Genomic DNA, 16,531 nt, shown 5'->3' on the forward strand with positions numbered 1-16,531 from the left:
GCCAACCAAGGCAACTAAGCCACGACGATCCGATTCAGACAACGAATGAAACGGGCCAATAATCTCAGACACAACAACACCCTCCTAAGGGAAAGTGTTGCAACGACCCTCTGAACTCAAGCTTCCCAGTGCCGTTACATGGCGCGGCGCCTGGGCTATGCGCGTCATTGGTGCTGAAAATAGTTGACAGGAAACCTTTATTAATAAATAAGGCTCCGGGTATAGCGATTTATATTCATGGGTGCTAGAGTCTCCCTTAGTTGAAAATCATCAAACGTTAAGGAGAATCTTATGTCGTCTGTTTCTTCCCTGCTCGCCACCGCAATTGCTGCCGTCATGCCGTTTGCCGGCTCTACCGGCCCGGTCAAGGCCCAAGACCAGCTGTCCCAGCCGGATCCCGCGGAAACCACCCAAACCGCTCCGGCCGAGGCTGGCGAGCAGGGCGCCAAGGACCAGCAGCCGGGTGCGCACGCTGAAAAGGGTCGTATCACCGGTGACAAGGAAGACGTCATCAACGGTGAGGGGGTAGGTGCCGAAGAGGTCGATCCAGGGTTCAACGGCGGCAACTTGCAGAGCGGTAAGCTGGCCGTGCAGCGCGAGCTGGCACTTGCTACCCAGGAGGCGGGTCACGAGTTCATGAACATTGAGTTCAAGGACGATCACTCCGCCCACTTGATCTTCCCGGAGACCTATAACCCGGAAAAGGACGAGGCCGCTGTGCAGCGCGTCATGGATGCACTGAAGGTCAACGGCTATGAGAACATCACCGCTGCCTACTAAACGCGAACGTCCTATATTCGGACAAAGGAAGAGGGTGGAACGCCTGGGAAGTGCGTTCCACCCTCTGTGCGTATCAGGCCCTGCGGGGTGGGTGAGGGCCTAGGCCTCGTCCACGGTCTTTTCGTATAGGCCGGGGAAGCGGTCATCCGGGTCGGTAACCGCCTTAATAGTCGAAGGAAGGCTGCCACCGTAGAGCTCTTCGAATTTCTCCCGGGAATAGAAGGCCTCGGAGTAGAGGGACTTGTGCCCGCCTAGCTCGTTGACCTTAGATTCGATGACTTTGTTGAACGCGCCATTATTCGGGGCGGACGGGTCGATGTGGTCGCCGTCCACGCCGGACCAGAAGCCGACGTTCACCCAGGTCTGTCCGGGGCGAAGGGGGTAGAGCGGCCATGGGTCGGCGGAGTCAGAGGCGATGTCGCCGGTGCCTACGAGCTCGTCCACGCCATCGCGCAGGCGGATCGGGCACAGCCACACCGGTTGAATATCGGAGGCGTTAAAGAACCAGTGGAGGAATTCCGGCAGGTTCTCCGGTGTGACCTCAATATCCTGGACTACGCGCTCGGCGCGCGGCTTGCCGTGCGGCTTCTTGATGAAGTTATACTCCAGCTCATACTTGCGGTCGAGGCGGACTAGCTTCCAATAGAAGGAGCTGCGGCGAAGCTCGCGCGGCCATACCTTGCGCACCTTCGGGTTCTGCGCACCAAAAGCGCGCGAGCACCAGAACCAGTCGGTATCCCAGCGCCAGATGTAATCCCGGATGGTGAGGCGATCGCGGCGGATGCCAGAGGCGTGCTGGAGGCTGCGGTAGTAAATCTTGTCCCGCGTGTAATCGGAGGTTGGGCCCTCTTCATCGGTAAAGCGGGCGAAGACGAGGTAGGCCTCGTCCTCGGAGAAGACCACGCCGTCGAGGCCGTGGACGGGCTCGCCGCGGTGGGTGTGGGAAGAGGCGACGTCGGCAAGCACGCGGCTTGCCTCCTCCACGGTGTGGAACCGCTCTTCGCGCAGCTCTACATAGGCGGGCACAGGTTCCAGCTCAATCTTGAGGCGCACCGCGTAGCCCAGCGAGCCATAGGAGTTGGGGAACAGGCGGAAGAGATCAACGTTGGACTCGCGGGAGCAGGTGAGAATTTCGCCGGTGCCGGTGAGGACATCCATCTCCAGCACGGACTCGTGTGGGAGGCCATTGCGGAAGCTGGTGGATTCCACGCCCATGCCAGTAACCGCACCGCCCAAAGTAATGGTCTTAAGCTGCGGGACGACGAAGGGCATGAGGCCATGAGGCAGGGTGGCATCCACGAGGTCTTCGTAGGTGCACATGCCTTGTACATCGGCCGTGCGCGCAACTGGATCGACCTCAATGACGCCGCTAAGGCCGGACACATCGAGGCCCTCCTGCTCCTCGCTGCGGCTACGGAAGAGATTGGAGGTCTTCTTGGCTAGGCGTACGCGCTTTCCGGCCGGGACGGCACGGAAGCTCGCCAGCAGCTTATCGACGCCCTCCTGGTGCGCCTCCCATCCCACCGGCTCAATGGGCATGGCATCCACCGGTCGCGGCTGGGCGGCGGCGAGGCGTTCGCGCAGGTTATCAATGAGAGTCATGGCACCCCTCCTTAAAAGCGGCTATCTTCCCACCAGCGGCGCTCGGGCACGCCGGCGCGGGAGCCGGCCTCGCCCAGCTTGACGCCGAGGAAGTGGTACAGGTTGATGATATTGCGCTCAAAGCCCCATTCGGATCCGGCCATATAAATGCCGTAGAGGCGAGCGGTGGGCAGTCCCACGGTTGCGCAGGCCTCGTCCCAATTGTCCTTCAGGTTCTCGCACCAGTCATGCAGCGTGCGCATGTAGTCAAAGCGAAGGGACTCGGTGTGGATGACTTCGAAGCCATTGTCTTGCATCGCCTTGGTGACATTGCCGGAGCCGGTGAGCTCGCCGTCCGGGAAGATATAGCGGTCAATGAAGCCGCCCTTGGGAGTCTTGTGATTATCCGGATAGGTGATGTTGTGGTTGAGCATCAGGCCGCCGACCTTCAACTTGCCGTGCAGGAACTTGAAGAAGTCGTTGTAGTTCTTCACGCCAATGTGCTCGATAATGCCGATGGCGGAGATGGCATCGAAGCCCTCTTCGGTGATATCGCGGTAGTCCATGAAGCGGACCTCCGCCAGATCTTGGAGGCCTTCCTCCTCAATCTTGCGCTGGCCCCACTCGGCCTGTTCCTTGGATAGGGTGACGCCGATGGACTTCACGCCGCGGCGCGCCGCGTAGCGCACCATACCGCCCCAGCCGCAGCCCACATCCAAGTGGCGGTCGCCCTCCTTGAGGCGGAGTTTGTCAAAGATGAGGCGGTACTTATTCTCCTGTGCTTCCTCCAGGGTGGCATCCGGGGAGGGGTAGTAGGCACAGGTATAGGTCATCGAATCGCCCAAGAAGAGCTCGTAGAAATCATTGCCAACGTCATAGTGATCAGAAATGACATCGGCATCGCGCTGCTTCGAGTGCTTGGATAGGCCGTCGTGTAGCTTGCGGCGCAACCAAGAAGCGCGCTCCACCTCAGGGACCGGCTGGATCTGGAAAGCGCCCATGGACGCTAGGGAACGAACAACGCGGGCAAGGGTCTTGGCATCCGGCTTCTGGAATTTGTCATACATGGCATGCAGCGCGTCAAAAATGCCATAGGGGTGGGCCGGGTGATCGCCATGCACCGTGATGCCGTCCGTGACATAAGCTCGCGCAAATCCCACGTCACCGGGATGGGTAGCGATAAAGGAGAGGCCCTCGAGGCTATTAATAGTCACCTTGTACTGGGCGTCTTCTGGTCCGGTCGCGGACCCGTCAAAGGCTTCCCAGCGGAAGGGATTCGGGCTAGGGACAAATACGTCGATGATCTCAGCAACGGTCATCGGCGTGAATTTCTTGCTCATGAGTACTTCTTTCAAAACATTAGGTTCACACCAATAACGGCCTCGAAGCGCATAGTGCTGTGAGGTCGGAGATATTTCAGGAGAATTGCGTGTGTGCAATACCCCTTCATGGTAAACCCCGGATACAAAACGCGCGAAAGGACAAGCAATCATGGTCACACTATTGGGTCTTAATGTGGCTATGCGGAGCAAGGCTGGTAGGGTAATGGGGTCATAAGTGTTCAACCGTCCCTGAAGGAAACCTGAATTTCCCCTAAGCTTTCCGGCTCAGGGGGTGCGGTTTCCTAGGGGTAGATGAGTTTCCACCTCCGTGTATGAACGCGAAACCCTCCCTAGATTTCGCGTTCGGCAGCGGTAGGCCAGGAGGATTTTGTAGTGTCCGCCATTGTCCAGGCTTTCAAGGATGCCGACCTACGTAAGAAGATCATCTTCACCATCGTGATGATCATCGCGTACCGCGTCGGTGCACAGATCCCGTCCCCGGGTGTTGACTATGCGTCTATTGCTGGCCGTTTGCGCCAGTTGACCGAGCAGTCCGGAGACCTTTACTCCGTCATCAACCTCTTCTCGGGTGGTGCGCTGCTGCAGCTGTCGATCTTCGCTATCGGCATCATGCCGTACATTACGGCGTCGATTATTGTGCAGCTGCTGACCGTGGTCATTCCCCGCTTTGAGGAATTGAAGAAGGAAGGCCAGTCCGGTCAGGCCAAGATGACCCAGTACACCCGCTACCTGACCCTCGCGTTGGCGTTGCTGCAATCCTCCGGCATCGTCGCGCTGGCAGACCGCGAGCAGCTGCTGGGCCAGGGCGTACAGGTCCTGGCAGCTGACCGTAACTTCTTCACCCTCATCGTCTTGGTCATCACCATGACCTCCGGCGCAGTGCTGGTGATGTGGATGGGTGAGCTCATCACCGAAAAGGGCATCGGTAACGGCATGTCCCTGCTCATCTTCGCTGGTATCGCAACCCGCCTGCCAACCGATGGTGTAAGCATCCTGCAGAACAATGGCGGCCTCGTCTTCGCCATGGTCGTAGCCGGATTGGTCATCCTGGTTGTTGGCATTACCTTCATCGAGCAGGGCCAGCGCCGCATTCCGGTGCAGTACGCAAAGCGCATGGTCGGCCGCCGCCAGTACGGTGGTTCCTCTACCTACCTGCCGCTGAAGGTCAACCAGGCCGGCGTTATCCCGGTCATCTTCGCCTCCTCCCTTATCTACATGCCGGTTCTCATTACCCAGATTGTGAACTCTGGCTCCGCCGGCACCCCGGATAACTGGTGGCAGCGCAATGTCATCGCGCACCTGCAGGCACCTTCTTCCTGGCAGTACATCGTGCTGTACTTCGTCCTGACCATCTTCTTCGCTTACTTCTATGTTTCGGTTCAGTACGATCCGGCAGAGCAGGCGGATAATATGAAGAAGTACGGCGGCTTTATCCCGGGTATTCGCCCGGGCCGTCCGACCGCGGAGTACCTTGGTTATGTGATGAACCGTCTGCTGTGCGTGGGCGCCCTGTACCTGGCAGTTATTGCCATCCTGCCGAATATCCTCTTGGATCTCGGCGTGGGCCGCTCCTCCGCCAGCGGCACGTCCGCCTTTGGTGGTACGGCCATCCTGATTATGGTCTCCGTCGCTTTGACTACGGTCAAGCAGATCGAGTCCCAGCTACTGCAATCCAACTACGAAGGACTACTTAAGTAATGCGTCTTGTACTTCTAGGACCTCCCGGTGCCGGCAAGGGCACCCAGGCAGCTATCCTCAGCGAGAAGCTAAACGTTCCGCACATCTCCACCGGCGACCTGTTCCGCGCCAATATCGGCGAGGGCACCCCGCTGGGTGTAGAGGCAAAGTCCTACATCGATGCAGGCAAGCTGGTACCTACCGACGTCACTGCCCGCATGGTCGAGGACCGCCTTAACCAGGATGACGCCAAGAATGGCTTCCTGCTGGACGGCTTCCCACGTACCACCGAGCAAGCAGACATCCTGGAGGAGCTGCTGGCTAAGAAGGGCGAGAAGCTCGACGGAGTTCTCAACTTCGAGGTCTCTGAGGATGTTGTGGTTGAGCGCATGATGGCCCGTGGCCGCGCCGACGACAACGAGGAGACCATCCGCACCCGCCTCAGTGTCTACCGCGAGGAAACCTTCCCGCTTATCGAGCACTACGGCGATGCCATCATCTCCATCAAGGCCGAAGGCACCGTGGAGGAAATCAACGCCCGTGCGATGGAAGCCCTGGGTAAGTAAGCATGGCTTTTCGACGCCGCAGTAAGCGCATCCCCGCCCGCACCCCGGGCGAGCTAGACGCCATGCAGGCCGCCGGCGAAATTGTTGGCAAGGCACTGCAGGAAGTCCGCGCTGCTGCGGCGTCTGGTGTATCTACCCTTGAGCTGGATGCGGTGGCTGAGCAGACCATTCGCGATGCCGGAGCTTACCCGACCTTCAAGGGGTACGAGGGTTTCCCGGGCTCCATTTGTGCTTCCGTTAATGACGTCATCGTGCACGGCATTCCGGATAAGGAAACCGTCCTGGCAGAGGGCGACTTGGTGTCCATCGATTGCGGTGCCACGCTGGACGGTTGGGTAGGCGATAGTGCCTGGTCCTTCGCAGTGGGCGAGCTCGATGCTGATGTCGCGGCCCTCAACAAGGCCACCGAGTATGTCCTTATGGAGGGCATGCAGGCTATGGTTCCGGGCAATATGCTTACCGACGTCTCCCATGCCCTAGAGCAAGCCACCCGCCGGGCCGAGCAGAAGTTCGGCGTGGATCTGTTCATCGTGGATGGCTACGGCGGTCACGGCATCGGGCGAACCATGCACGAGGATCCTTACCTGGCCAATGAGGGACGCCCGGGCCGTGGCCCGCTGATCCAAGAAGGCTCTGTGCTGGCCATTGAACCCATGCTAACTTTGGGCACAGAGGATTCCGCCGTGCTAGAGGATGACTGGACGGTCGTTACCCTCGATGGCTCCTTTGCCGCCCACTGGGAGCATACGGTGGCCGCGACCGCCGATGGTCCCCGTATTCTTACCCGCCGCTACTGACATTTATTCCCCAATATTGCCTGTTGCACTAGGCATACGCCCCTGAAAGGTTTATACTCACAGCCATGTCTAAATTTAGCTTCCGCAAAATCCGTGCCACGGTTGCAGCGCCCGCAGTCGCTGGCGTGATGGCCTTGAGCACCACCATTGCGGCTCCTGCCGCTACCGCCCAGGAGATTCCGAACCTGGATCAGCTCAGTTCCAAGGCAAACTCCGACCTCGCTCAGTTCTCTTCCCAGTCCGGCCTAGACCAGCTCACCGCTGAGGCAAAGAAGCAGCTGGATAACTTCTACGGCCAGAGCCGCGAGCAGGCCTGGAATACCCGCAACCAGATCCTGGACCAGGCAGAGAAGTTCTCCCCGGAGCTGGCACCTAGCGTCCAGACCGCTGTGGACGGCGCTGTAGAATTCCTCTTCCCAGGCTTGATTGCACAGAAGAATGAGGAAGCACGCAAGGCCCGTGAGGCCGCTGCTCGCGCCAACGCTGAGCGCGTCGCTGCCGAGAAGGCTCGTTCTGAGGCTGCCGCACGCAAGGCGGAAGCACAGCGCCGCGCCAACCAGTTTGACCGTGGCCCGTGCCCGGCCGATGCGAAGGTTTGTGTCGACCTCAATGGTCGACGCACCTGGCTGCAGGATGGCGGCAAGGTGTCCTACGTGTCCCCGGCAATGTCCGCCGGCATGCGCGGTCAGGAAACCCCACGCGGCACTTTCCATGTGACCCGCAAGGTAGAGCATGAGATTTCCCGCGAGTTCAATAACGCGCCGATGCCGTACTCCATCTACTTCACCAATAACGGTCACGCCTTCCACCTGGATGACCCGGCCGTTGATTCCAATGGCTGCGTTCACCTCCCGCCAGACGCTGCCAAGCGCTACTGGGATAATGTACAGGTTGGCGATAAGGTCTTTATCTACTAAGGCCCGCGCTTAAGCGAAAGCCTCATCCCCCGAACCGGCTCCCGAGAAGGAGACCTGGTTCGGGGGATTTTGTTGGCTTAGGGTGAGTTGCGGGCGAGCAAGCGGGGCGTCGCAAAGCGCAGCGGTTTGGAAAACGTGTCGCTGCAGCGTATGCTGTTAAGTCGGTGTATAGCGTCAGCGAGGCTGGCGCGGATACGCCACCGCAGTAGACAACAAACATGCAGGTGACGGCGCACTTGTCCGTCGCCAGAAAAGTAGAGGTTATGGCTAAGGAAGGCGCAATCGAGGTAGAAGGCCGCATTATCGAGCCTTTGCCCAACGCAATGTTCCGTGTCGAGCTCGACAATGGACACAAGGTTCTTGCACACATTTCTGGCAAGATGCGTCAGCACTACATTCGCATCCTCCCGGAGGACCGCGTGGTTGTAGAGCTGTCTCCTTATGACCTGACCCGCGGACGCATCGTCTACCGCTACAAGTAAAGACAGTAAGCCTCCTCACCCAAGGGTGAACCCGTAGGTTCACCCTGTCCACCTCAGGCTACGGTGGCCTGAGCCCGCACTGGTAAGTAACCCAAGGATTCCCGGCACGGTCCGGGCGAAGCGTTGCATGGAGCGGGACGGATGGGGAGAAAACCGCCGTAACAACCCGAAAGGACACGCCATATGGCACGTCTAGCTGGTGTTGACCTCCCCCGCAATAAGCGCATGGAGGTCGCTCTCACCTACATCTACGGCATCGGTCCAACCCGTGCCAAGGAACTGCTAGAAAAGACTGGCATTTCTCCTGACCTGCGCACTGACAACCTGGATGATGACCAGCTGTCGGCGCTCCGTGACGCAATTGAGGCTACCTGGAAGGTTGAGGGTGACCTCCGCCGTCAGGTTCAGGCTGATATCCGCCGCAAGATTGAAATCGGTAGCTACAAGGGCCTGCGCCACCGCCGTGGCCTGCCTGTACGTGGCCAGCGCACCAAGACCAATGCGCGCACTCGTAAGGGTCCGAAGAAGACGATCGCAGGAAAGAAGAAGTAGTTCATGCCTCCAAAGACTCGTTCCGGCGCGCGCCGTTCCGGCCGTCGCGTCGTAAAGAAGAATGTGGCCCTCGGCCACGCATACATCAAGTCCACCTTCAATAACACCATCGTCTCGATCACCGATCAGACCGGTGCTGTTATCTCTTGGGCATCCTCCGGCCACGTTGGCTTCAAGGGTTCCCGTAAGTCCACTCCGTTCGCCGCTCAGATGGCAGCCGAGAACGCTGCACGCAAGGCAATGGATCACGGAATGAAGAAGGTTGACGTATTCGTCAAGGGTCCGGGCTCCGGCCGCGAGACCGCCATCCGTTCCCTGCAGGCTGCAGGCCTCGAGGTTTCCTCGATCACGGATGCAACCCCACAGCCGCACAACGGCTGCCGTCCGACCAAGCGCCGCAAGGTTTAAGGGAAAGGAAGAGGTAAGAAAATGGCTCGTTACACTGGCCCCGCTACCCGCGTATCCCGCCGTCTTCGCGTCGACTTGGTCGGCGGCGATATGGCATTCGAGCGCCGCCCGTACCCACCGGGACAGGCTGGCCGCAACCGCATCAAGGAATCTGAGTACCTGCTGCAGCTCCAGGAGAAGCAGAAGGCAAAGTACACCTACGGTGTGCTGGAGCGTCAGTTCCGTCGTTACTACGCAGAGGCTAACCGCCTCCCGGGCAAGACCGGCGATAACCTGGTTATCCTGCTCGAGTCCCGCCTGGACAACGTAGTTTACCGTGCAGGTCTGGCACGCACCCGCCGCCAGGCTCGCCAGCTTGTCTCCCACGGTCACTTCACCGTGAACGGCAAGAACATCAACGTTCCTTCCTACAAGGTCACCCAGTACGACATCATCGATGTCCGTGACCGCTCCAAGAAGATGGAATGGTTCGAAGATGCTCAGGACGCCCTCATCGATGCCAACGTACCGGCATGGCTGCAGGTTGTTCCTGATACCCTGCGCATCCTCGTGCACCAGCTGCCCGAGCGCGCTCAGATCGACATTCCGCTGCAGGAGCAGCTCATCGTCGAGCTTTACTCGAAGTAAACTGTTATACCGCACGGCCTGTAATGGCCTGGCGGATAACCAGGAATCTTCAATCCCGAAGATTTTTACCCCTCTACCGGCGTCAAATAGCGGTCGCCGAAAAGGAGAATTTCAATGCTCATTTCCCAGCGTCCTCAGCTCACCGAGGAATTCATCGACTCGTCTCGTTCCAAGTTCGTCATCGAACCGCTCGAGCCGGGCTTTGGCTACACCCTCGGTAACTCGCTGCGTCGTACCCTGCTGTCCTCCATTCCGGGTGCAGCGGTAACCTCCATCAAGATCGATGGTGTTCTCCACGAGTTCACCACCATCAACGGTGTGAAGGAAGACGTTTCCGAGATCATCTTGAACATCAAGAGCATGGTGCTTTCTTCCGACTCCGATGAGCCGGTTGTTATGTACCTGAGCAAGGAAGGCCCGGGCGATGTCACCGCGGGCGATATCCAGCCGCCGGCTGGCGTGGAGATCCACAACCCGGATCTGCACATCGCTTCCCTGAATGACCCCGCCAAGCTGGACATTGAGCTCGTCGTCGAGCGCGGCCGTGGCTACGTGCCAGCCGCTCCTACCTCCGGTGAGATCGGCCGCATCCCGGTCGACCAGATTTACTCCCCGGTCCTCAAGGTCTCTTACAAGGTCGAGGCAACTCGTGTTGAGCAGCGCACCGACTTTGACAAGCTGACCATCGACGTCGAAACCAAGAACTCGATTTCTGCCCGCGATGCCCTGGCTTCCGCCGGCGGCACCCTGGTCGAGCTCTTCGGCCTGGCTCGCGAGCTGAACAACGCTGCCGAAGGCATCGAGATCGGACCCTCCCCGCAGGAGACCGAGTACATCGCTGCTTACGGCATGCCGATCGAGGACCTGAACTTCTCCGTCCGCTCTTATAACTGCCTGAAGCGTCAGGAGATCCACACCGTGGGCGAGCTCGCTGAATGCACCGAGTCCGACCTGCTGGATATCCGCAACTTCGGCCAGAAGTCGATCAATGAGGTAAAGATCAAGCTGGCTAACCTGGGCCTGGCTCTCAAGGACACCCCTGAGGACTTCGACCCAACCCAGCTCGAGGGCTACGACGCAGAAACCGGTGACTTCAAGGATCCGGCTGCTGAGGATTCCGAGTAAAGAACCCCGCTGACTTGCGGCAATGACCTAATTGCCGCGCGCTCAACTTTTACCGCATACGAGGAGTACACAATGCCAACCCCTAAGAAGGGTGCCCGTCTCGGCGGCTCCGCCAAGCAGCAGGCTCACATGCTGAGCAACTTGGCAGCCAGCCTGATCGAGCACGGCGCTATCAAGACCACCGATGCCAAGGCGAAGGTTCTTCGCCCGTACATCGAGAAGATCATCACCAAGGCTAAGTCCGGCACCGTTGCTGACCGCCGCGCAGTTCTGAAGCTCATCCCGCGCAAGGATGTTGTTTCTTACCTGTTCGACGAGGTAGCACCGAAGTTTGAGAACCGTGAGGGTGGCTACACCCGCACCATCAAGCTGGACAACCGCACCGGTGACAATGCCCCGATGTCCCAGATCTCCCTCGTTCTTGAGGAGACCGTGACCTCTGAGGCTAACCGCGCTACCCGCGCTGCCGCTTCCAAGGCCGCTGAGGCTGAGGAAGCTAAGGCAGACGAGGCTGCAGAGACTGAGGCACCTGCCGAGGAGACCGCAGCTGAGGAGTCCGAGGAGAAGTAATTTCCCTTGGCCCTAGCGCTTCGCCGCCGCCTTTCCCATCTGTGGGAGGGCGGCGGCTTTTTCATGTCCACCCAACCAGGGCTCAGCGTACGAATGACCCAGACCCAGCGCCGGCGGGCAGTAAATACTCCGGTAGCATGAAGCCCACTATGACAGATGCAGCATCGACTTCTCCTGAAGGGCCGGCGGACGGGTTCGTTCGCCTGCGCTTGGACTTGGCTTATGACGGCACGGACTTTCATGGCTGGGCGAAGCAGAAGGGCGGTCTGCGCACGGTGCAAGGCGTGCTGGAAGAAAAGCTGGCGATGATTGCGCGCACAGATGTCCCGCTTACCGTTGCTGGGCGCACGGATGCGGGCGTTCACGCTCGTGGCCAGGTGGCGCATGTGGACGTGCCCACAGATATGCTGGCGCAGCGCTCGGTGGCGGGGGAGCCGGGGAAGTTGGTGCGTCGGCTAGCAAAGCTTCTGCCAGAAGACGTGCGCGTGCACGGTTGTGAGTTCGCCCCCGCGGGCTTTGACGCGCGATTTTCGGCGCTGCGGCGGCACTACGTGTACCGGATTACCACCAACCCCCGCGGCGCGCTGCCGACCCGGGCGCGGGATACGGCCGAGTGGATTAAGCCGGTGGATATCGATGCCATGCAAGAAGCCGCCACCGCCCTGGTGGGCCTGCACGATTTTGCGGCCTTTTGTAAGGCCAAGCCGAATGCCACGACCATCCGTGAATTGCAGGATTTTTCTTGGCGCGACGTCTCCACGCCCGAAGAACCGGAGCTTTTTGAGGCCCGCGTGATCGCCGATGCGTTTTGCTGGTCGATGGTGCGCTCACTGGTGGGCTGTTGCCTGCGCGTGGGCGAGGGGCGGCGCGATGCCGACTTCGCCGCGGCGTTGCTGCAGGAGACGAAACGCTCTTCCAGCATCCCCGTGGCCCCGGCAAAGGGACTCTCGCTCGTCGCCGTTGATTACCCAGCGGCAGACCAGCTGGCAGCTCGCGCCGAGGTCACCCGCGAAAGGCGCAGCACCGACTAGCGCCCAAGTGGCAGCGGTCGCCTACCTGGGATAGCCTGAGTGCTGGGTGTACACAGACTTTTCGGGGGAAAATCATGGCACGTCCGCTGCCTACTACCAAGGCCCAGGTATCGGGTCATAAATTCTTGCGCCGCCGCGTCGAGCATGGGCTCGTGCTGGGCGATATCCGCATGATTCACGATCCATTGGCTAGGCGCCGCAAAGCCCTCCTTTTCGGCGGGGTCAGCGTCGCCTTCCTTGCGGTGGGCTCTGGCATGTTGGCATGGCTGCAGCCGAGCCCGCAGCCGGGTGATGCGCCGATTGTGCGCTCGGAGCAGGGCCAGCTCTTTGTGGATGTCAATGACACCTACCACCCGGTATTCAACCTGGCGTCAGCGCGCATTATCGCCGGGCAAGCGGCCGAGGCGCAGACCATTGGAGATGAGCACCTGCAAGAAGCGCTACTGGGCTCACCGGTGGGTATCTCGGACGCCCCGGGGTACCTCGCGGCGGCAGGCGAGACTCCCCAAGAGCGATGGGCAGCGTGTTCGGCCGGCAAGGATGAGGCTCCTGCTACGGAGAACCCCACTAGCATCGGCGGCCACGAGGTAGCGTCGCAGGAAGTTATTGTCCTTGCCGAGCCCGAGCAGAAAAGCCTCGGTGAGGAGCGCGCCGCACTGGTGGAATCCGAGGGCACGCAGTGGCTTATCACCCAGGAAGGCCGAGTGGCGTTGCCAGAGCCCTCCAGCACCGAAGGGCGCGTCGTGCGCCGGGCGCTGGGCGTGGACGATAGCACCCACGCCTGGTCCGTGCCGCCCGAGCTGCTCAATTCCTTTGCGGAGCTGCCACCGCTGAACTTTCCGGCCGATCCGCCCGAGGTTGTCGATACTGGGCAGGGCCTGTGGGCGCGTACGCCCGAGGGTATAGCGGAGCTCACGCCTACACAGGCGGAGATGCTCGCAGGCGTGGGTGCCAAGGAGACGACAGCCACGCCGCAGGAGATTGCCGCGCTTGCCGACGCCCCCTTAAACCTCAACCTTCCCTCCACGTCCTTCCACTTCCTAAGCCCAGACGATGGCTGGATGTGTGCTGCTAACGAGGGTGGCGGGGCAGTGGTACCTGCCCAAGCAGGCACCGTCGCCTTGGCCGGTGAGTCGGTGGCCCATCGCTTTGGTGGGCTTAACGCCGGTGGCGTAGGCGTAGACAGCGGCCATGGCTATCACGTGGTCTCACCCACGGGGCAGCGGCACGAGGTCAAGGACAAAGAGACTTTGGAAGCCCTTGGTACCGGCGTGGGCGCGCAGGTGCCGTGGGAAATCCTGCGGTTGCTGCCGGAAGGCTCCGCGCTCAACCGTGAGCAGGCGCTGCAGGTTAGTTCTTAGGTCGTAGCCCGCGCCATACCGCCCACGCAGCAAGCGCCACCGCTAATCCACCCAGCACCCAGGCACTGCGTGTGTGGGCGCGCGAGTCGCCTTCGTCAGCGGGGCGGATGGTCATAGCTCGGGTATCGACGTCCGCGCCCGCTTCCACGTGGGTGAGCACGGTGAGCGGGTCGATGAAACCGTGTCCCGGTTCTGCGGCGTCCTCCAAGCGTTTGCGGAGGACGGCCGGGCTATCGTCGGGAAAGCGCTGAGCCAAGAGGGCAGCGGTGCCGCTGACCACCGGCGCGGCAAAAGAGGTGCCATGGAACTGCGCCGTTCCGTCCGTGCCTTCCTTGCCATCGGCCCATCCACCCGCGGGGTTGAGCGCTAGCGGAATGAACCCTTGCGCAGCAAGCTGGGGTCCGTCGGCCGAATTCAACGAGTAGTCAGCGAGTTCGTGTGAATCCGCTTGGGCGCTCACCGAGAGCACCGTGGGCGAATCCGCCGGAAAGACGCGGTCACCCATCTCACAGCTGCCAGAGGACGCATTGCCGGAGGCCGCGATCACCACAGCGCCGGAGTCTTCCGCATGCGCCAAAGCACGATCCAATCGGGAAGTATCGACCTGCGCGGCCACATCTGGCGGGACACAGGAGACAACGGAGATGTTGATGACGCGGGCACCGGCAGCGGCGGCGTCATCAATGGCGCGGGCCAAGGTGTCCAGCGATCCGGTGGTACTGTCTTCCGCTTCCTGGCGATAGTGTGCGCCGGTCTGGCGCACAGCGTAGATTTCTGCACGCGGGGCGATACCGATATCGTGTCCGGCGATGACACCGGCCACGACGGTGCCGTGCAGGTCGCAATCGCGATGCGGCTCTGGTTCCTCCGGCGCGACAAGGTCCGCGCCACTGCTGAGATGCCGCAGTTGGTCGTGACGGGCAACGCCAGTATCGATAACGGCTACTTTGACGCCTTCCCCGGTAGCAAAGGAATGTAGACGGGCCCGGTAGTCTAGCTGCTCCTCGCTCGGTTGGGGCGAAAGCGGTGAGGAATGCGCGGCGGCGCATTCGCGGTCCGGCTCGCGCGCGGCCGCATAGGGAGTAGCCGTCAGTCCTGCAGCGAATGCAACTACTAAAGCGGTAGGTAGCACGCGCATTATCCAAGCCCCCTGATGAGTACGAAGACACCGGCTAGGTGCGCGGCCAGCGGCAAACTAGCGGCAATGGCCAGGGATTCTATGCGCTCAAACCACGCGATGGTGGTGGGCTCGAGCCCAGCCACCTTGGATGCCCACAGCGGGGCGCTCAGCATGGCGAGGAGAACCAGGCAGGCAACAAGTATTGGCGCCCAGGCTTCGGCAAGCCCGGAATTCGCCACCGCGTGGGTAGCGCACAAGCATGTAGCGAGACAGGCGGTCATCGCCAGCAGCATCAGGGCCCAACTAGCCAGCGCACGACCGTGCCGGGCGGCATGCAGGACGACGGCACCCGCGGTGGTCACGCAGAGTGCTTGGACGAACCACACACCGGTGTGCTCAGCACCAAAGAGCACCGCAACGTACTCGGCGAGAGATTCGGGCGCGCCGCTCGTCGGCGCCAAGGCCGGACCACTGCCCGTCAGCGAGAGGGCGATCAGGGCCGGAATGAGACAGAGCGCCAGCCCACAGCACATTCCCTCATAAGCGCTGCCGGCGCGCCGGGCACGGATATCGACATCCGGCTGGACGGCATCCGAAACCGCGAGGTCTTGGCCGGCCGTGGGCAGCTGCGGGACTTTGAGCCCAGCGGTGGCAACAGTCAGCGCAGGAGCTGCGGCCAGCAGGATAATGCCAGCGATCACCACGCAGGCGGCGGCCGCCGTACCGTGGCTGCCCTGGAGACTCGTCCCTGGTCCAGGCAACAGGTAGCCCAAAGCCGCGACCAACAACAGCACCGAGACGGTGAGTGCCACGGCGGTAGTGCGAACCGTGCTCAACCCGGTGACGTGGCAGGCAAGCAGCACGATGAGGAGGGCGACGCAGGCGGTGAGTGCGGCAAAGGGGGCTTCGCCAAGCGAGGGCGAAATCACCACCCAGCCACACGCCATGCCGGCTACCAGGCTAAGGTGCACCAGCGATAGGGCCCGGGTCCACAAGGCGAGCAACAGGGCACCAGCGGTCAACGCCGCCCACGCCGCGAGGGGAAGGGAGCTAACCCACACGAGGGCGAAGGCGGCAAGCAGCCCCGCCCACGCCCAGATGGTGGGAAGGGCGGCGGTAGTATCCTCCTCAGCCGCGGCGGCGAGCGATTCCGCCGCATCCCGAATCACCGGTGCAGGCCGGCGCTCGCGCGGACTAATAACCAGGATGGAGCCTTCCGTGAGAACAGTGGCAGCCAACGGGGCGGTGAGATCGATGGCGCGGCCGGAGGCTGTGCTCGCGCGCCAAGGCTCAGAAATGGTGGGCGCATCCACCAAGTCAGTGATTTCCGCCAAAAGCTCGCCCACGCTGGAGCTTAGCGGTAGCGCCACGTCCGCCTCCTTGTGGAAGGCGCCGGCATGAATGCGAACGGTAAGGCGCAGATGATGCGCCGTTGCAGTAGTCATGATGTCCCCCGAAAAATGTATGGATTGTGGGCGTCCCCCTTGCCCAATGCCACATATTGTGGCTTACTAGTGGCGACGTGTCCACCGCAGCGCGGGGAATCTTGGCAGGGGGCCAAGGGCGCTTGGCGCGTGGCTCGGGGGAGGTTATT

17 protein-coding genes are annotated in these 16,531 nt (G+C 61.0%); 13 read left to right on the forward strand and 4 right to left on the reverse strand.

Annotation, left to right across the window (positions count from 1 at the left end):
* Window positions 1-291 precede the first annotated feature (291 nt).
* Window positions 292-780 carry a hypothetical protein gene (locus MHY13_RS01290; protein ID WP_239280192.1) on the forward strand — a complete coding sequence of 163 codons (489 nt, stop codon included), beginning with the start codon at window positions 292-294 and terminating at the stop codon, window positions 778-780.
* 99 nt (window positions 781-879) lie between these two features.
* Here MHY13_RS01290 and MHY13_RS01295 read toward each other — a convergent pair whose 3' ends face one another.
* The gene (locus MHY13_RS01295; RefSeq protein ID WP_239280193.1) at window positions 880-2,382 is read right to left on the reverse strand and encodes an FAD-binding oxidoreductase; all 1,503 of its coding nucleotides are present in this window, start codon (window positions 2,380-2,382) and stop codon (window positions 880-882) included.
* 11 nt (window positions 2,383-2,393) lie between these two features.
* Window positions 2,394-3,701 (reverse strand): class I SAM-dependent methyltransferase, encoded by a 1,308-nt coding sequence (locus MHY13_RS01300; protein ID WP_204610220.1) that lies wholly within the window; start codon window positions 3,699-3,701, stop codon window positions 2,394-2,396.
* Between the two features lie 375 nt (window positions 3,702-4,076).
* On the opposite strand from MHY13_RS01300, the gene secY reads away from it, so the two are divergent.
* From secY to eccB, 12 genes are all read left to right on the forward strand, one after another.
* Window positions 4,077-5,402: a preprotein translocase subunit SecY gene (gene secY / locus MHY13_RS01305; RefSeq protein WP_239193061.1), complete on the forward strand. Its 1,326-nt coding sequence runs from the start codon at window positions 4,077-4,079 to the stop codon at window positions 5,400-5,402.
* On the forward strand, window positions 5,402-5,947 hold the full coding sequence (locus tag MHY13_RS01310) for an adenylate kinase (RefSeq protein ID WP_239228607.1): 546 nt from the start codon (window positions 5,402-5,404) through the stop codon (window positions 5,945-5,947). The genes secY and MHY13_RS01310 overlap by 1 nt, the downstream gene beginning before the upstream one ends.
* A 2-nt stretch (window positions 5,948-5,949) precedes the next feature.
* On the forward strand, window positions 5,950-6,744 hold the full coding sequence (map, locus tag MHY13_RS01315) for a type I methionyl aminopeptidase (RefSeq protein ID WP_239193059.1): 795 nt from the start codon (window positions 5,950-5,952) through the stop codon (window positions 6,742-6,744).
* A gap of 65 nt (window positions 6,745-6,809) precedes the next feature.
* The gene (locus MHY13_RS01320; protein WP_239228605.1) at window positions 6,810-7,661 is read left to right on the forward strand and encodes a L,D-transpeptidase; all 852 of its coding nucleotides are present in this window, start codon (window positions 6,810-6,812) and stop codon (window positions 7,659-7,661) included.
* A gap of 218 nt (window positions 7,662-7,879) precedes the next feature.
* Window positions 7,880-8,143 (forward strand): translation initiation factor IF-1, encoded by a 264-nt coding sequence (gene infA, locus MHY13_RS01325; RefSeq protein WP_005322766.1) that lies wholly within the window; start codon window positions 7,880-7,882, stop codon window positions 8,141-8,143.
* Window positions 8,144-8,326: 183 nt separating this feature from the next.
* Complete coding sequence (gene rpsM, locus MHY13_RS01330) at window positions 8,327-8,695, forward strand: 30S ribosomal protein S13 (RefSeq protein ID WP_005322765.1); 369 nt, start codon at window positions 8,327-8,329, stop codon at window positions 8,693-8,695.
* A 3-nt stretch (window positions 8,696-8,698) separates the two neighbouring features.
* The gene (rpsK, locus tag MHY13_RS01335; protein ID WP_005322764.1) at window positions 8,699-9,103 is read left to right on the forward strand and encodes a 30S ribosomal protein S11; all 405 of its coding nucleotides are present in this window, start codon (window positions 8,699-8,701) and stop codon (window positions 9,101-9,103) included.
* 21 nt (window positions 9,104-9,124) lie between these two features.
* A complete protein-coding gene (gene rpsD / locus MHY13_RS01340; RefSeq protein WP_005322762.1) occupies window positions 9,125-9,730 on the forward strand; it encodes a 30S ribosomal protein S4 in 606 nt (201 codons plus the stop codon).
* A 114-nt stretch (window positions 9,731-9,844) separates the two neighbouring features.
* The gene (locus tag MHY13_RS01345; RefSeq protein WP_239280195.1) at window positions 9,845-10,855 is read left to right on the forward strand and encodes a DNA-directed RNA polymerase subunit alpha; all 1,011 of its coding nucleotides are present in this window, start codon (window positions 9,845-9,847) and stop codon (window positions 10,853-10,855) included.
* Window positions 10,856-10,927: 72 nt separating this feature from the next.
* Window positions 10,928-11,425 carry a 50S ribosomal protein L17 gene (gene rplQ / locus MHY13_RS01350; RefSeq protein WP_023020595.1) on the forward strand — a complete coding sequence of 166 codons (498 nt, stop codon included), beginning with the start codon at window positions 10,928-10,930 and terminating at the stop codon, window positions 11,423-11,425.
* A 149-nt stretch (window positions 11,426-11,574) separates the two neighbouring features.
* Window positions 11,575-12,456, forward strand: coding sequence for a tRNA pseudouridine(38-40) synthase TruA (gene truA, locus MHY13_RS01355; protein ID WP_239280197.1), 882 nt, complete (start codon window positions 11,575-11,577; stop codon window positions 12,454-12,456).
* 74 nt (window positions 12,457-12,530) lie between these two features.
* A complete protein-coding gene (gene eccB, locus MHY13_RS01360) occupies window positions 12,531-13,817 on the forward strand; it encodes a type VII secretion protein EccB (protein ID WP_239280199.1) in 1,287 nt (428 codons plus the stop codon).
* Here the strand turns inward: eccB and MHY13_RS01365 are convergent.
* Together MHY13_RS01365 and eccD are read right to left on the reverse strand one after the other, a co-directional pair.
* The gene (locus MHY13_RS01365) at window positions 13,807-14,955 is read right to left on the reverse strand and encodes a S8 family serine peptidase (RefSeq protein ID WP_239280201.1); all 1,149 of its coding nucleotides are present in this window, start codon (window positions 14,953-14,955) and stop codon (window positions 13,807-13,809) included. The genes eccB and MHY13_RS01365 overlap by 11 nt on opposite strands.
* On the reverse strand, window positions 14,955-16,382 hold the full coding sequence (gene eccD, locus MHY13_RS01370) for a type VII secretion integral membrane protein EccD (RefSeq protein WP_239280203.1): 1,428 nt from the start codon (window positions 16,380-16,382) through the stop codon (window positions 14,955-14,957). The genes MHY13_RS01365 and eccD overlap by 1 nt, the downstream gene beginning before the upstream one ends.
* Window positions 16,383-16,531: the final 149 nt, after the last annotated feature.

The sequence above is a fragment of the Corynebacterium sp. ACRPE genome (genome assembly GCF_022347435.1).
In the GTDB taxonomy this organism is placed as follows: Bacteria; Actinomycetota; Actinomycetes; order Mycobacteriales; family Mycobacteriaceae; genus Corynebacterium; species Corynebacterium tuberculostearicum_D.

Excerpts from the sequence above, each read along its gene's own strand:
- map (WP_239193059.1), top strand. The coding sequence starts at position 5,950 with ATGGCTTTTCGACGCCGCAGTAAGCGCATCCCCGCCCGCACCCCGGGC.
- rplQ (WP_023020595.1), top strand. The coding sequence starts at position 10,928 with ATGCCAACCCCTAAGAAGGGTGCCCGTCTCGGCGGCTCCGCCAAGCAG.
- MHY13_RS01295 (WP_239280193.1), bottom strand. The coding sequence starts at position 2,382 with ATGACTCTCATTGATAACCTGCGCGAACGCCTCGCCGCCGCCCAGCCG.
- rpsM (WP_005322765.1), top strand. The coding sequence starts at position 8,327 with ATGGCACGTCTAGCTGGTGTTGACCTCCCCCGCAATAAGCGCATGGAG.
- MHY13_RS01345 (WP_239280195.1), top strand. The coding sequence starts at position 9,845 with ATGCTCATTTCCCAGCGTCCTCAGCTCACCGAGGAATTCATCGACTCG.
- MHY13_RS01320 (WP_239228605.1), top strand. The coding sequence starts at position 6,810 with ATGTCTAAATTTAGCTTCCGCAAAATCCGTGCCACGGTTGCAGCGCCC.
- rpsK (WP_005322764.1), top strand. The coding sequence starts at position 8,699 with ATGCCTCCAAAGACTCGTTCCGGCGCGCGCCGTTCCGGCCGTCGCGTC.
- eccB (WP_239280199.1), top strand. The coding sequence starts at position 12,531 with ATGGCACGTCCGCTGCCTACTACCAAGGCCCAGGTATCGGGTCATAAA.
- truA (WP_239280197.1), top strand. The coding sequence starts at position 11,575 with ATGACAGATGCAGCATCGACTTCTCCTGAAGGGCCGGCGGACGGGTTC.
- MHY13_RS01290 (WP_239280192.1), top strand. The coding sequence starts at position 292 with ATGTCGTCTGTTTCTTCCCTGCTCGCCACCGCAATTGCTGCCGTCATG.
- MHY13_RS01310 (WP_239228607.1), top strand. The coding sequence starts at position 5,402 with ATGCGTCTTGTACTTCTAGGACCTCCCGGTGCCGGCAAGGGCACCCAG.
- eccD (WP_239280203.1), bottom strand. The coding sequence starts at position 16,382 with ATGACTACTGCAACGGCGCATCATCTGCGCCTTACCGTTCGCATTCAT.
- infA (WP_005322766.1), top strand. The coding sequence starts at position 7,880 with ATGCAGGTGACGGCGCACTTGTCCGTCGCCAGAAAAGTAGAGGTTATG.
- MHY13_RS01365 (WP_239280201.1), bottom strand. The coding sequence starts at position 14,955 with ATGCGCGTGCTACCTACCGCTTTAGTAGTTGCATTCGCTGCAGGACTG.
- rpsD (WP_005322762.1), top strand. The coding sequence starts at position 9,125 with ATGGCTCGTTACACTGGCCCCGCTACCCGCGTATCCCGCCGTCTTCGC.
- MHY13_RS01300 (WP_204610220.1), bottom strand. The coding sequence starts at position 3,701 with ATGAGCAAGAAATTCACGCCGATGACCGTTGCTGAGATCATCGACGTA.